The organism is Rhodovulum sp. 12E13, from assembly GCF_003340565.1.
Classification (GTDB): Bacteria; Pseudomonadota; Alphaproteobacteria; order Rhodobacterales; family Rhodobacteraceae; genus HLUCCA09.
On sequence record NZ_QPLK01000005.1, the window covers coordinates 143465 to 157016 of the forward strand.

At 70.5% G+C, this 13552-nt stretch carries 14 protein-coding genes; 2 read left to right on the plus strand and 12 right to left on the minus strand.

Annotated features, from left to right (window positions below; all coding sequences use genetic code 11):
* Positions 1-2: 2 nt before the first annotated feature.
* The 8 genes from infB to pip form a co-directional block, all read right to left on the minus strand.
* Positions 3-2495, minus strand: a complete 2493-nt coding sequence (infB, locus tag DLJ49_RS06420) for a translation initiation factor IF-2 (RefSeq protein WP_115392707.1) — start codon at positions 2493-2495, stop codon at positions 3-5.
* On the minus strand, positions 2482-3126 hold the full coding sequence (locus DLJ49_RS06425; protein WP_115392708.1) for an RNA-binding protein: 645 nt from the start codon (positions 3124-3126) through the stop codon (positions 2482-2484). Before DLJ49_RS06425 ends, infB begins: the two co-directional genes overlap by 14 nt.
* A 20-nt stretch (positions 3127-3146) precedes the next feature.
* Positions 3147-4778 (minus strand): transcription termination factor NusA, encoded by a 1632-nt coding sequence (gene nusA / locus DLJ49_RS06430; protein ID WP_115392709.1) that lies wholly within the window; start codon positions 4776-4778, stop codon positions 3147-3149.
* Between the two features lie 2 nt (positions 4779-4780).
* Entirely contained in the window at positions 4781-5419 is a 639-nt protein-coding gene (gene rimP / locus DLJ49_RS06435; protein WP_115392710.1) for a ribosome maturation factor RimP, read from the minus strand.
* A gap of 137 nt (positions 5420-5556) precedes the next feature.
* On the minus strand, positions 5557-6522 hold the full coding sequence (locus DLJ49_RS06440; RefSeq protein ID WP_115392711.1) for a glycosyltransferase family 2 protein: 966 nt from the start codon (positions 6520-6522) through the stop codon (positions 5557-5559).
* Positions 6519-7337, minus strand: a complete 819-nt coding sequence (locus tag DLJ49_RS06445) for a sulfotransferase family protein (protein WP_115392712.1) — start codon at positions 7335-7337, stop codon at positions 6519-6521. Before DLJ49_RS06445 ends, DLJ49_RS06440 begins: the two co-directional genes overlap by 4 nt.
* Positions 7338-7349: 12 nt before the next feature.
* Positions 7350-8324 carry a glycosyltransferase family 2 protein gene (locus DLJ49_RS06450; RefSeq protein ID WP_255566564.1) on the minus strand — a complete coding sequence of 325 codons (975 nt, stop codon included), beginning with the start codon at positions 8322-8324 and terminating at the stop codon, positions 7350-7352.
* Positions 8325-8367: 43 nt separating this feature from the next.
* Positions 8368-9357, minus strand: coding sequence for a prolyl aminopeptidase (pip, locus tag DLJ49_RS06455; RefSeq protein WP_115392808.1), 990 nt, complete (start codon positions 9355-9357; stop codon positions 8368-8370).
* Positions 9358-9418: 61 nt separating this feature from the next.
* On the opposite strand from pip, the gene ubiG reads away from it, so the two are divergent.
* A complete protein-coding gene (gene ubiG / locus DLJ49_RS06460) occupies positions 9419-10159 on the plus strand; it encodes a bifunctional 2-polyprenyl-6-hydroxyphenol methylase/3-demethylubiquinol 3-O-methyltransferase UbiG (protein ID WP_115392713.1) in 741 nt (246 codons plus the stop codon).
* 176 nt (positions 10160-10335) lie between these two features.
* Here the strand turns inward: ubiG and DLJ49_RS06465 are convergent, their stop codons facing one another.
* The 4 genes from DLJ49_RS06465 to DLJ49_RS06480 are packed head-to-tail and all read right to left on the minus strand — an operon-like array spanning position 10336 to position 12680.
* Positions 10336-10776, minus strand: a complete 441-nt coding sequence (locus DLJ49_RS06465) for a MarR family winged helix-turn-helix transcriptional regulator (RefSeq protein ID WP_115392714.1) — start codon at positions 10774-10776, stop codon at positions 10336-10338.
* Positions 10773-11639 carry a carbon-nitrogen hydrolase family protein gene (locus DLJ49_RS06470; RefSeq protein ID WP_115392715.1) on the minus strand — a complete coding sequence of 289 codons (867 nt, stop codon included), beginning with the start codon at positions 11637-11639 and terminating at the stop codon, positions 10773-10775. The genes DLJ49_RS06465 and DLJ49_RS06470 overlap by 4 nt, the downstream gene beginning before the upstream one ends.
* 3 nt (positions 11640-11642) lie before the next feature.
* Entirely contained in the window at positions 11643-11903 is a 261-nt protein-coding gene (grxC, locus tag DLJ49_RS06475) for a glutaredoxin 3 (protein WP_115392716.1), read from the minus strand.
* A gap of 30 nt (positions 11904-11933) precedes the next feature.
* Positions 11934-12680 carry a ComF family protein gene (locus tag DLJ49_RS06480; RefSeq protein ID WP_369932495.1) on the minus strand — a complete coding sequence of 249 codons (747 nt, stop codon included), beginning with the start codon at positions 12678-12680 and terminating at the stop codon, positions 11934-11936.
* On the opposite strand from DLJ49_RS06480, the gene DLJ49_RS06485 reads away from it, so the two are divergent.
* On the plus strand, positions 12679-13545 hold the full coding sequence (locus DLJ49_RS06485; RefSeq protein WP_115392718.1) for a methyltransferase domain-containing protein: 867 nt from the start codon (positions 12679-12681) through the stop codon (positions 13543-13545). The two genes, DLJ49_RS06480 and DLJ49_RS06485, sit on opposite strands and share 2 nt — an antisense overlap.
* Positions 13546-13552: the final 7 nt, after the last annotated feature.

Sequence of the window (13552 nt, forward strand, 5' to 3'; positions counted from 1 at the left end):
GGTCAGGCGAGCGTGCGCTCGACCTCCTCGCGCTCGAAGATCTCGATGACGTCGCCCTCGCGGATGTCTTCGTAGTTCTCGAAGGCCATGCCGCATTCCTGCCCCGACTGGACCTCGGCCACCTCGTCCTTGAAGCGCTTGAGCGTCTTCAGCGTGCCCTCGTGGATGACGACGTTGTCGCGCAGCAGGCGCACGCCGGCCGAGCGGCGGGCGACCCCCTCGGTGACGAGGCAGCCGGCGACCTTGCCGACGTTCGACACCTTGAAGACCTGCTTGATCTCGGCGTAGCCGATGAACTTTTCCCGCACTTCCGCACCGAGCAGGCCCGATGCCGCAGCCTTCACGTCGTCGACCAGGTCGTAGATCACCGAGTAGTAGCGGATCTCGACGCCCTTCTGGTTGGCGGCGTTCCGCGCCGGCGCGTTGGCCCGCACGTTGAAGCCGATCACCGGAGCGCCCGACGCCTCGGCGAGGCCGACATCGGTCTCGGTGATGGCGCCGACACCGGCGTGAAGCATGCGCACGCGCACCTCCTCGTTGCCGATCTTCTCGAGCGCCTGCGTGATCGCCTCCGACGAGCCCTGCACGTCGGCCTTCACCAGCACGGGCAGTTCCTTGACGTTCTCGTCGGCCTTGGCGTTGGCCAGAAGCTGTTCGAGCGACGTGGCGGCGCCAGCGGCGGCGCGCCGTTCCTTCGATTTCTGCTCGCGGTACTCGGCGATCTCGCGGGCCTGGGCCTCTGTCTCGACGACGTTGAGCACGTCGCCCGCTTCGGGCGTGCCATTCAGGCCCAGCACCTCGACGGGCACCGAGGGGCCGGCCTCGTCGACGCGCTCGCCCTTGTCGTTGATGAGCGCGCGCACCTTGCCCCATTGCTCGCCCACGACGAAGATGTCGCCGCGCTTGAGCGTGCCCTTCTGCACCAGCACCGTGGCCACCGGGCCGCGGCCCACGTCGAGCTGGGCCTCGATGACCGCGCCCTCGGCCACCCGGTCGGGGTTGGCCTTGAGCTCGAGGATCTCCGATTGCAGCGCGATGGCCTCGAGCAGCTCGTCGAGGCCCTGGCCAGAGATGGCCGACACCTCGACGTCCTGCACATCACCCGACATCTTCTCGACGATGACCTCGTGCTGAAGCAGGCCGGTGCGCACCTTGTCGGGATCGGCCTCGGGCTTGTCGACCTTGTTGATCGCCACGATCATCGGCACCCCGGCGGCGCGGGCGTGATTGATCGCCTCGACCGTCTGCGGCATGACCGCGTCGTCGGCGGCCACGACCAGCACCACGATGTCGGTCACCTGCGCGCCGCGGGCGCGCATCGACGTGAAGGCGGCGTGGCCCGGCGTGTCGAGGAACGTCAGCGTGGCACCCGAGTCGGTCTGGACCTGGTAGGCGCCGATATGCTGCGTGATGCCACCCGCTTCGCCGGCCACGACCTTGGCATTGCGGATCGCGTCGAGCAGCGACGTCTTGCCGTGATCGACATGGCCCATGATGGTGACGACGGGGGCGCGCGGCTTGAGATCGTCTGCCTTGTCCTCGACCCCGGTGATGACGTCTTCGACGTCGGCGTCGGAGACACGGACGACGCGGTGCCCGAACTCCTCGATGATGAGCTCGGCGGTATCGGCGTCGATCGACTGGTTCTGCGTGACCATCATGCCGTTCTGCATGAGCGCCTTGACCACGTCGCCGACGCGCTCGGCCATCCGGTTGGCCAGTTCAGAGACCTGGATGACCTCGGGCAGCTGCACATCGCGCACGACCTTCTCGCGGCTCTCGCGGCCACCCATCGCCTTTTGCCGCGCACGCTCCTGCTGCCGCTTCATCGCGGCCATGGAGCGCTGACGACCGCCTTCGCCCCCGGCGAGAGCCTGGTTGAGCGTCAGCTTGCCCGAGCGGCGGCCACCGTCGCCCTTGCCCTTGCTGCGGGTATCCTTGTCGCGGCGAGGCTCTTCGCGCTCCTTCTTGGGCGCGGTCGAGGGCTTGCCGCCGGGGCGGGCGCCGGCATCGGGGGCGGGCTGCGCGGCGGCGGCGGGCGCCTCCTTTTCGCGGCGTGCGGCCTCGTCGGCCTCGCGCTTCTTGCGCTCCTCCTCCTCGGCCTTGGCCTTGAGCGCCTCCTCGCGCTCGCGCTCCTCGCGCTCCTTCGCCTCGATCTCCTCGCGGCGGCGCTGGCGCTCTTCCTCGCGGCGCCGCTCCTCTTCCTCACGGGCCTTCGCGTCGTCGGCCTCGCGCGCCTTGGCAGCGGCGAGCGCCTTCATCCGGCGCTCCATCTCGGCGTCGGAAATGCCCTGTGGCCGGCGCGAGGGATCGCCGCCCGAGGGCGCGGCCCCGCCAGCCTTTCCGGCCGCGCCGGTCTGCGGCTTGACGACCCGCTTGCGCTTGGTCTCGACCACGACGTTCTTCGTCCGCCCGTGGGAGAAGCTCTGCTTCACCTGGCCGGAGCGCGGGCCGGATTTCAGGCCGAGGGTCTTCTTGCCGTCACTGTCGCTCATGCGAGTTCTTCGTCCTTTCCGGGGCCGGTGCCCCGATGCTGCTGGCGCGCAGGCCGGCCAGCCGGCTCGCGTCTTCTACTATACGTGTCGTGAGTCCGCCACCGCCGAGCGCCGCGTGTATTGCACGCACCCGACCGAAGGACAAACCCAATTCCCCGCTCGTGAGGCAGCCGATGGTCGGCCCCTCGTCGGGCGGGAGGTTGATCTTCGTCTTGCCCCGCTCAGAGCCGTCGGCGGCCTGGATCAGGGCGGCGGCGCGGCCCGAATCGACCCACGCCTTGACCTTTTCGTAGCCGGTCACCGCATCGCCGGCCTTTCGTGCCAGCGAAACCAGCTCCACGACCCTCGCCGCCAGGCCCGCCTCGACCTGGTCGGCGAGCCCCTCGGGCACAGTGACGCCCTGCCTGGCGGAGCGGGCAAAGAGATTCTTCTTCGCCGCCTTCTGGACTGCCGCCCGGTCGGCAGACACCCAGATGCCACGGCCCGGCAGCTTGCCGGCGAGGTCGGGCACGACCTGCCCCTCGGGCCCGACCACGAAGCGGATCAGCCGCACCTTCGGCAGTTCCGCCCCGGTGGCGATGCAGCGGCGGATCGGCTCGTCGCGCTCGCGTTTCCGGCCGCCTCGCGTCATGGCGCCCTCCGCCGCGTCGCTCAGGCCTGCACCTCCTCGTCGGTCTCGCCCGGCTCGGCACCGTCCGCAGCCTCGGCGGCGTCGGCGACAAGGTCTTCGGGATCGACCCAGCCGAGCGCGACGCGGGCGGTCATGACCATGTCCTGCGCTTCGGCGAGCGATACGTCGAACTTCTCGAGCAGGCCCTCGTCCTTGACGCGCTCGCCATCGACGGTCGTCCAGCCGCCCGCAAGCTCCCAATCGGCGCAGGTGGCGAAATCCTCGAGCGATTTCACGCCGTCCTCTGCCAGTGCCTCGATCATCTGGGGCGTCAGGCCCTCGAAATCAATAAGGCTCTGCTCGACGCCGAGCTCCTTCGCCCGTTCGAGCGCCTTGCGATTCAACTCTTCGAGGTGGTCGCGGGCGCGCGCCTGAAGCTCCTGCGCGGTATCCTCGTCGACGCCCTCGATCACCAGCAGCTCGTCGAGCTCGACATAGGCCACTTCCTCGAGGCTCGTGAAGCCCTCGGAGACCAGGAGCTGCGCGAAGAACTCGTCGAGATCGAGCGTGTCGACGAAGAGCTTGGTGCGCTCCTCGAACTCGGCCTGGCGTCGGGCGCTCTCCTCCTCCTCGGTCATGATGTCGATGTCGAGGCCGGTAAGCTGGCTGGCGAGGCGCACGTTCTGGCCACGGCGGCCGATGGCGAGCGACAGCTGTTCTTCGGGCACCACCACCTCGATGCGCTCGGCCTCCTCGTCGAGCACGACCTTGCTGACTTCGGCGGGCTGCAGCGCATTGACGAGGAAGGTCGGCTGATCCTCGTTCCAGGGGATGATGTCGATCTTCTCGCCCTGAAGTTCGTTGACCACGGCCTGCACGCGGCTGCCGCGCATGCCGACGCAGGCGCCCACCGGGTCGATCGACGAATCGTAGGAGATGACGGCGATCTTCGCGCGGCTGCCGGGGTCGCGCGCCACCGCCTTGATCTCGATGATGCCGTCGTAGATCTCGGGCACCTCCATGCGGAACAGCTCGACCATGAACTGCGGGTCGGTGCGGCTGAGGAAGATCTGCGGCCCCCGCGCCTCGCGGCGGACGTCCTTGATGTAGCAGCGGATTCGATCGCCTGTGCGATAGCTCTCGCGGCCGATCTTCTCGTTGCGGCGCAGGATGCCCTCGCCCCGGCCGATATCGACGATGACGTTGCCGTATTCCTCGCGCTTGACGACACCGTTGATGATCGTGCCCGCGCGATCCTTGAATTCCTCGTACTGGCGGTCGCGCTCGGCCTCGCGGACCTTCTGCAGAATCACCTGCTTGGCCGATTGCGCGGCGATGCGGCCCATCTCGACGGGGGGCACCTCGTCGCGGATCTCGTCGCCGATCTGCGGGTCGTCGAGGAACTCCTTCGCCTGCTCGACGGTCAGCTCCGCGTGATAGTTCTCGAGCTCCTCGTCGGGCACCACGGTGCGGACCCGGGTAAAGGTGGCACGGCCCGTCTTGCGGTCGATCGACACGCGGATGTCGAGATCGGCGCCGTAGCGGCTCTTGGCGGCCCGCGCGAGGCTCTCCTCCATGGCTTCCACCACGAGGCCCGGGTCGATCATCTTCTCGCGGGCGACGGCCTCGGCCGTCTGCAGAAGCTCCAGCTGGTTGGCGGAGGTGATGGCCATGGTTATCGGTCCTCTTGCGGCGCGGTGCCGTTCATGGCCGGCCCGCTCTGTTGGTCTGGATCGTCGTCTCCGAGGTAGGTCTGCACCTCGTCGAACTGGGTCTCGTCGATCACGCCCGCGTCCTTGCGCGCCTTGAGCACGTCGCGGATAAGGTCGTCGGTCAGCATCAGCTTGGCGTCGGTCAGCCAGTCGAAGGGCAGGCCGATGGTGACGCGGCCCTGCCCCTCGGCCTCGACCTCGATCAGCACCTCGCCATCCTCGACGCCCTGCAGCGTGCCGCGGAAGCGGCGGCGGCCGTCGATCAGCTCAGTCGTCTCGATCTTGGCCTCGTAGCCCTCCCACGCCTCGAAATCCTTGAGTCGGGTCAGGGGGCGGTCGATGCCGGGCGACGACACCTCGAGCGTGTAGGCGTCGTCGATCGGGTCTTCCACGTCGAGCGTGGCCGAGACGGCAGTCGATATCTCGCCGCACTCGTCGACGCCGATGCCGCCCTCGGGGCGATCGGCCATGATCTGGAGCGTCTTGTGCTTGCCCGACATCAGCCGCACGCGCACGAGCTCGAAGCCCATCCCCTCGACGACAGGGGTGAGGATGGCGGCGAGCCGCTGGTCGATGCTGGTCTTGGCGACGAGGTCTGTCACAGCGATCGGTCTCTCGGAGAGCCATGGATGCAAAAAACGGGCCGAGCGGCCCGTCGATCATCCGGTGGATCGTCTGGCCGGGGCCCGACGGTCCGCTGTTGACCGGCATATAGCGACGGCAGGCGGCGGCTGCAAGCCTACTTGTATTCGATGATCTCGGGCGTGCGTCCGCGGGCGCGGTCGACGGCGAAGGCGGCGGCGCCGAGCGCCTCGGGGATCTTGGCGAGCACGGTGAAGGCGGCGTGGGCCCGGTCGCCGTCGCGCGCCGCGATGCGGGCAGCCTGCGCGGGGTAGGCGGCGAGCAGGGCCAGCGCCCACGGCGAAACCGCGAGCGCAAGGGAGACCGCGAGCAGGGGAAGGGCAGCCCCCCAGAGGAGCGCGCGGCGCAGCTGGGGCACGTAATGGCGCTCGGGCGGAGCGCCGTGGAGCGACGCGCCGAGGGCGTAGGCGTAGCCCGCCCGACGCGCCCGCCGCCACCATTGCGAGACCCGGGTCATCGCGGCGTCGTGCACCGTCATCTCGGCGTCGAGGCGATGGATGCGCCAGCCGGCCCTGCGCAGGCGCACGCACATCTCGGGCTCCTCCCCGGCGATCACGCGGGCGTCGAAGCCGCCAACCCGCGCGAACGCCTCCGACCGGATGAGGAAATCGCCGCCGCACGCCTTCGTCTCTCCCGGCGGCCTGTCCCATTCCCGGTCGATCAGGCGGTTCCAGAGGCTCGCGCCGGGGTCCCGCTCGCGCCGCCGCCCGCAGACCAGCGCGAGGCCGGGATCGGCGAGCAGCGCGGCACGGGCTGCGTCTATCCATCCCGGGGCGAGGGTGCAGTCGCCGTCGAGGAACTGGATGAAGCGCGGCATCCCCTCCGCGGCGAGGCGCGCGGCACCCTCGTTGCGGGCGCGGGCCGCGGTGAAGGGGCGCGAGAGGTCGAGCGCCACCACCTCGGCCCCGCGCGCCGCCGCCGCCGCAACGGAGCCGTCGCTCGAACCCGAATCGACGTAGACGACGCGCGCGACCCGTCCCGCGAGGCTGTCGAGGCACGCGAGCAGCCGCGCACCTTCGTTGCGCCCGATGACAACGGCGGCGACGGAGGCTCGCGCGGTCATTCTACGATCTGCGACGGGGGCAGAAGGGCTGCGAGCGCGGTCGCGTCGGCGTCGAACACGGAGCGCAGCGGTCGCTCGAGGTCGTCTGGCAGCGCGGGACGCTGCCGCGGCATGCGGCTCTGCCGGATCCAGGTGCGCACCCGCTTGGGCACGAAGGCCCGCCGGATGGTCGCCGCCACTGGATTATCGACTAGGACGCCATGCAGTGGCAGTGGCCGGCTGCGCTCGGCGGAGACGTTCCGCGCGGCGAGGTCCGGCCGCCAGCGGAAGCCGTTGCGTCCGAGAAACGCACCGATTCGCTCGAGGGTGCCCTGCGGATCCGCCCGCATCCGCTCGGCACGCACCACAAGGACGGACCCGGCTCCGAACTGCTCGACATACGGCGCGATCTGCATCGCGTAGCGGCCGTATTCCACAAAGTCCGGACGCGCAGCGAAGGCGGCGGCTATATCATCGCCCACCGCACCGACGGTCCACTCATGCAAATAGTGCGAGATTGCGCGGTCCACGGAATCCCGCACCAGATATATGAAACGCGGCCGCTCAAGAGTGGCGGCCATGCGCTGCACAGTGGCGGGGTAGGTGGGCAGCTTGGTGTAGTGCGTGCTCGCCTCCCCCCGCAGATCGCCCGGCGCGGCCGCCTCGAACAGGCTTTCGTACCACGCGGTCCCGCGGCCGTAGATCGCATCGTCGGAGAAGTAGTTGGGCTCCTTCGGTGTGGTCATGAATACGTCATCCTGCGCCATAAGCTGTGCCTGCAGGGTGGAGGTGCCGCACTTCATCGCGCCGATGATTATGAAATCGGGGAGCGCCACCGGTGGCTCCGCTCACTCGCCCGGCGCCCGGCGCGGGCCGGGCGGCGAGAGCGCGTTGATCCACAGGTCGCGCGCCTCGCATTCGCTCGCGGGGGGCACGCTTCGGCCGGCAAGCCGTCTTGCATGGGCGATCCCCCGTCCGGCCAACCAGCAGAGGTTCGCCGCGAGCAGGCCGAGGCGCCCGCCGCTCTGGTAGAAATACCGGGTGCGCGACGCATAGTAATAGGCCGGAAGGCGCTCCCGAGCCGCCGCGCGCGCCTTCACCGGTCCGGAGCCGCCGCGATGGTGTACGGCCCTTGCCTGCGGCGCGTAGGCGACGCTCCATCCGTCGCTGCGTGCGCGGCGGCAATACTCGGCATCCTCGAAATAAAGGAAATAGCCCTCATCGAGCGGGCCGATCCGGTCTATGAGGGCGCGTCGCACTAGGATGCAGGCGAACGATGCCCAGTCAATGTCGCCCGGCGCCGGGTCTGGGCCGAGCGGCACCTCCCACCTGCGGAGCGCCGATGTGACGAGGCCGGAATTGGCGCCGCGGATAAGCTCGCTCATCGCGGTATGGCAGCGGAAGCAGCTTGTTTGCGGCGCCCCTGCCTCGTCTTCCAGCCGCGCGCCGACCAGCCCGATCCGCGGATGGGCCTCGGCCTCGGCCAGCAGGCCCGACAAGCACCCGGTGCGCAGCAGCGCGTCTGAGTTGAGCAGAAGCACGTACTCGGAGCGGGATGCAGCGATGGCAATATTGTGACCGGCCGAGAAGCCGCCGTTGCGCTCCGCCCGGATGAGGCGAATGGGCGCGTCGGGGCGCGCGGCGATCCAGCGCGCGAGCTCTTCAGCCGAGCCGTCGCCCGAGGCGTTGTCGACCACGATCACCTCGCCTGCAGTAGATGGCCACCCGTCGCCGCCAGCGAGATCGGCCAGCACGCTCTCGATGCACGCGATGGTCATCTTGCATGTGCGGTAGTTGATGATCGAGATCGTTACAGCCGACACTGAGGCTACCTTCCGGTCCGTTGCGTTTGGATGCGCATGCCTGTCAGAACCCCAGGCGCTCGGCCTGGCGGGCGACGGCCTTGGTGGTGCGGACGAGTTCGGCCGAGATGCCGGGCTCTGACAGGGCGTGGCCGGCCATGCCGATCAGCTTGAGCTCGCCGCGCGACCAGCGTTCCGAGAGGGCCCAGGCCGAGGCGGGGGGGCAGATCATGTCGTAGCGGCCCTGCACGACGGTGCCGGGGATGTGCGAGATCAGGCCCGTGTCGCGCAGGATCTGACCGTCTTCCTCGAGGAAGCCGGCATTGGCGAAGTAGTGGCTCTCGAGCCGGGCGAAGGCGCGGGCATAGTCGGCCGGGCTGTCGCCCCCCGGCCCCTCGTGGCTGATCGAGGCGAGCGCGTTTTCCCACGCCGTCCAGGCGCGGGCGTATCGGGTCTCGAGCGCGCTGTCGCCCGAGAACAGCCGACGGTGATAGGCACCGATCATGTCGCCGCGCTCGTCGGCGGGGATGAGCGCGGAGAACCTCTCCCACTGGTCGGGGAAGAACTGCGCCGCGCCGCCGCCGTAGAACCATTGCAGCTCGGCCTGCGTCATCAGGAACACCCCGCGCAGCGCGAGATAGGCGGCGCGCTCCGGATGCGCCTGGGCGTAGATCAGCGCGAGCGTCGCACCCCACGAGCCGCCGAACACCATCCACCGCTCGATGCCCAGCTCTGCGCGAATCCGCTCGATGTCGGCGACCAGATCCCAGGTCGTGTTGCCCTCGACGCCGGCATGGGGGCGCGAACGGCCGCAGCCGCGCTGGTCGAACAGGACGATGCGGTATTCGGCCGGGTCGAAGTAGCGGCGCATGGCGGGCGAACAGCCGCCGCCGGGGCCGCCATGCAGCACGATCACCGGAATACCGCCCGGGTCGCCGCATTGCTCCACGTAGATGCGGTGGCCCCCCGGCACCTCCATCACCCGCTGGTCGAAAGGATCGACCGGCGGGTAGAGATACTGAACCGCGCTCTTGTGGGATGCGTTTCTGTCCATGCAGGCTGTATATAGCGGCGCGAAGAACGGCGCCACGCGGAAAACCGGAAGGAAGCAGGCGATGAGCGGGACGAGCGTCGATGCCGGAGAGGTGGCCAAGTTCGAGGCGATGGCCGCCGAATGGTGGGACGAGCGCGGCACGGCGGCGCCCCTGCACCGGATGAACCCGTGCCGCCTCGACTACATCGCGCGTCAGATCGCCGCGGAGTTCGACCGCGACCGGGCCGCGCCCAGGCCCTTCGCAGGGCTTCGCGTGGCCGATATCGGCTGCGGCGGGGGCCTGCTGTCGGAGCCGATGGCGCGACTCGGTGCCGAGGTGGTCGGCGCCGACGCCGGCGCCGAGAACATCGGCGTCGCCCGCGCCCACGCCGCGGCGGCCGGTCTCACGATTGACTACCGCGCGACCACGGCCGAGGCGCTGGCGGCGGCGGGCGAGAGCTTCGACGTGCTCCTGGCGATGGAGATCGTCGAGCATGTGGCCGACCCGCGCGCCTTTCTCGCCACCTGCGCGGGGCTCTTGCGGCCCGGTGGCCTGATGATCTGCTCGACCCTGAACCGGACGGCGAAGGCCTGGGCCCTCGCCGTGTTCGGAGCGGAGCGGGTGATGCGATGGCTGCCGGCGGGCACGCATGACTGGTCGAAGTTCCTCTCTCCCAAGGAACTCGCCGAGATGCTGCGCGAGGCGGGCCTCGAGGTGGTCGACCGCAAGGGGATGGTCTTCGACCCGCTCTCGGGCGACTGGGCGCTGTCGGAGCGGGATCTGTCGGTGAACTACGTCGCCGCGGCGGTCAGGCCGGGGTGAGACCCGCCCGCCGGATCGGCCGCGAAAGGCCCACGCCAGATCATGCCGCAGGGGCATGGCGGCGATCTGCCGTCTGGCCGGGCGCGGCGCGGTCGCTCTCGTGCCGTCGCTGCGGTGCCGGGCATGGGCCTTTCACTGCCCGCGGGGCAGGGGCAGGGGCAGGCCGGGCGGGGCGGTTACCCCGCCCCGAGCCGCTCGCGCAACTCGCGCAGCACCGGCAGGGCGGCGCGCACGCGGTCGGGCCCGATCTCTTCCACCACCTGCGCGATGATCGGCGAGACGGCGGCGATGGCCTCGTCGCGGGCGCGCCGGCCCGACGGGCTGATGGAGACGAACTTGCGCCGCGCGTCGTCCCAGTCCGGGCGGACATGGATGTGCCCGGCCCGCTCCAGCCGAGCGAGCGTGTTCGACATCGCCCCGCGCGTGAGGTGAAAGGCCGAGGCGAGCTGCGCCGCCGTCCGCTCGGCGTTGATCCGGGCGAGGTGGTTGAGCACGGCGAGGTGACTCAGCTCCATCCCCTTGGGAAGCGCCTTCGACAGCCGGTTCCGCGCGAGCTGGTCGGCGGTGAAGATCTCCGAGAACAGCGCGACGGCGAGACTGTCGGTCTGTTGGCTCATGCCGTTCCCGACCCCGGTTGCGGTCCGGCATAGGGGCGATCGTGCGAGAGCGAGGGGATGCGCCGACGCGCCTCGGCGACCGCGCCCATGTCCATGTCGAAGGCGAGCACGCCGGGCGCCTCGCCCGCCTCGGCCACCACCTCGCCCCAGGGCGACACCGCCAGCGCGTGGCCGTATGTCTGCCGCTCCTTCCCGCGCGCTGCCGAATGGGTGCCGGTCTGCGCGGGGGCCAACACCCACGCGCCGCATTCGATGGCGCGCGCGCGCAGCAGCGCGTGCCAGTGAGCCGCGCCCGAAACGGGCGAGAAGGCGGCAGGCACGGTCAGCACCTCGGCACCCGCCTGCGCGAGCGCGCGGTAGAGATGGGGGAAGCGCACGTCGTAGCAGATCGTCAGGCCGATCCGGGCGAAGGGCGTCTCGGCCAGCACCGCGCGGTCGCCGGGGCGGAAGCCCTCGGATTCGCGGTAGGTCTCGCTCTCGGAGATCGCCACGTCGAACATGTGGATCTTGTCGTAACGCGCCTCGATCTCGCCTGCCGGCGAGATCAGGAACGAGCGGTTGGCGAATCGCTCTTCCTCCGTCTTGAGCGCGAGCGAGCCGACCAGCAGCCAGATGCCATGCCGCGCGGCATCGTCGCGGAGTGCCGCCAGCGTCGGGTCGTCATCCTCGTGCCGCAGCACGTCGCGCTGCCGCGTGCGCGAGGCCGAGACGCAATTGGTCACCTCGGGCGTGGCGACGAGGCGCGCGCCCTCCAGCGCGGCCCGAGTGATCGCGTCGCGGGTGACCGGCAGGTTGGCCGCGGGATCGTCCGACGCGGTGAGCTGGACGAGCGCTGTGCGGACCGTCGGCGCCCCCGAAGCCATGGCTCAGCCGCCCTGCAGCAGGGGGTCGAGCCTGCCCGCCCGCTCGAGCGCGTAAAGCTCGTCGCAGCCACCCACATGGGTCTGGCCCACGAAGATCTGCGGCACGGTGTGCTTTCCGCCGGCGCGGTCGAGCATCTCGGCCCGGCGGGCCGGCTCGCGCGTCAGGTCGATCTCGGAAAACGTCACGCCCTTGCTGGTCAGGAGTCGCTTCGCGGCGTGGCAGAAGCCGCAGAGCGGGGTGGTGTAGATCTCGACGGGTTGCATCCGGTCCTCCGCTGCATCGCGGCAGGAAACCTAGTCGTTCTTGAGCACGCGGGCCAGTGCCAGCACCCTGACGTCAGACGCCCCTGCCGCGCGGCACGCCTCGGCGGCGGCGGCCAGCGTGGCGCCCGACGTCATCACGTCGTCGATCAGCAGCACGGCGCGGCCCGAGACCCGCGCACGGCGCCGCGGGCCGACCGTGATGGCACCGTCGACATTGGCGAAGCGGGCGTCGCGGGCGCGCCCGTCCTGGCTGGGGGTGGCGCGGCGGCGGGTCAGCAGGTCGGGGCAGTGCTCCAGCCCCTCGGCGCGGGCGAGCGCGGCCGAGAGCAGGGCCGACTGGTTGTAGCGGCGGCGGAACAGGCGGATCCAGTGAAGCGGCACGGGCGCCACGAGCGGGTCGCCGGCCAGCAGGCCGCGTCCGGCGCGCGCCATCCAGAGGGCGGCGGCCCCTGGAAGATCGGTGCGATCGGCGGTCTTGAGCGAAAGCGCGAGACGCCGGCCGGTGCCCGTGTAGGCCAGGGCGGCGCGGCCGACCGACCAGGGGCGCGGCGTGGCGAGACACTCGTCGCACGAGAGCGGCCCGCCATCGGGCTCGCCCGGCAGGGGCGCACCGCAGGTATCGCAGAGCGTGCCACCGAGGAATTGCGCCTCGCGCCAGCAGGCGGGGCAGAGCGCGCCGTCGCTGCCCACCGGCTCGGCGCAGGCGAGACAGTGCGGCGGATAGATCGCCTCGATCAGGTTTTGCAGCGCGCCCATGTGGCCTACCTCTCGCGGCATGGACCGACCGACGCTCACTGACCGTGCCGCCCTCGAGGCACACCGCGCTCGTGCGGCGCGGAGCGGGCTGGCCGACTTCCTGCACCGGGCGGTGGCGGACGAGATCGAGGAACGGCTCAGCGTCGTGAACCGGCACTTCACAACGCCGGCCGTGGTCTCTGGGTTCCCTCGTCTGTGGGAAAATCTGGTTCCCCGCGCGCGGCAGGTGACCGACACCGAAACCCTCGACCTGAACGCGGGCGCGCACGATCTGGTGATCCACGCTCTGGCGCTCCACTGGGCCGACGACCCCGTAGGCCAGCTTGTGCAGTGCCGGCGGGCGCTCGCGCCCGACGGTCTGCTGATCTGCGCGACATTCGGGGGCGACACGCTGCGCGGGCTGCGGCAGGCGCTGGCGCAGGCCGAGTCCGAGGTGACAGGGGGCCTGTCGCCGCGCGTGGCACCGATGGGCGAGGTGCGCGACCTCGGCGCGCTGTTGCAACGGGCGGGCTTTGCCCTGCCGGTGGCCGACACGATGCCCTACGACGTGAGCTACGAAAACGCCTTCCGGCTCTGGGCCGACCTGCGCGCGATGGGCGAGACCAACGCGCTGGCCGACCGCCACCGCGCGCCGCCGCCGCGGGCCATGTTCCTGCGGGCGGCTGAGCTCTACGAGCAGGCCGAAGGGCGGGCCGACGGGCGCGTCGGCGCGACCTTCGAGGTGGTCACGCTGACCGGGTGGGCCCCCGACGCCAGCCAGCCGAAACCGCTGCGCCCGGGCTCGGCCACCCGTCGCCTCTCGGACGCGCTGGGCACGCGCGAGGAGCCGCTGCCAGGCCCGGCCGATGGCGAAGCCGACAGCGGGAACGGCCGGACGCGGGATTGACCGGCGG

Bases quoted from the DNA above. Each gene is read 5' to 3' on its own strand.
- infB (WP_115392707.1), bottom strand. From the start codon at position 2,495: ATGAGCGACAGTGACGGCAAGAAGACCCTCGGCCTGAAATCCGGCCCG.
- DLJ49_RS06425 (WP_115392708.1), bottom strand. From the start codon at position 3,126: ATGACGCGAGGCGGCCGGAAACGCGAGCGCGACGAGCCGATCCGCCGC.
- nusA (WP_115392709.1), bottom strand. From the start codon at position 4,778: ATGGCCATCACCTCCGCCAACCAGCTGGAGCTTCTGCAGACGGCCGAG.
- DLJ49_RS06440 (WP_115392711.1), bottom strand. From the start codon at position 6,522: ATGACCGCGCGAGCCTCCGTCGCCGCCGTTGTCATCGGGCGCAACGAA.
- pip (WP_115392808.1), bottom strand. From the start codon at position 9,357: ATGGACAGAAACGCATCCCACAAGAGCGCGGTTCAGTATCTCTACCCG.
- ubiG (WP_115392713.1), top strand. From the start codon at position 9,419: ATGAGCGGGACGAGCGTCGATGCCGGAGAGGTGGCCAAGTTCGAGGCG.
- DLJ49_RS06465 (WP_115392714.1), bottom strand. From the start codon at position 10,776: ATGAGCCAACAGACCGACAGTCTCGCCGTCGCGCTGTTCTCGGAGATC.
- DLJ49_RS06470 (WP_115392715.1), bottom strand. From the start codon at position 11,639: ATGGCTTCGGGGGCGCCGACGGTCCGCACAGCGCTCGTCCAGCTCACC.
- grxC (WP_115392716.1), bottom strand. From the start codon at position 11,903: ATGCAACCCGTCGAGATCTACACCACCCCGCTCTGCGGCTTCTGCCAC.
- DLJ49_RS06485 (WP_115392718.1), top strand. From the start codon at position 12,679: ATGGACCGACCGACGCTCACTGACCGTGCCGCCCTCGAGGCACACCGC.
- DLJ49_RS06480 (WP_369932495.1), bottom strand. From the start codon at position 12,680: ATGCCGCGAGAGGTAGGCCACATGGGCGCGCTGCAAAACCTGATCGAG.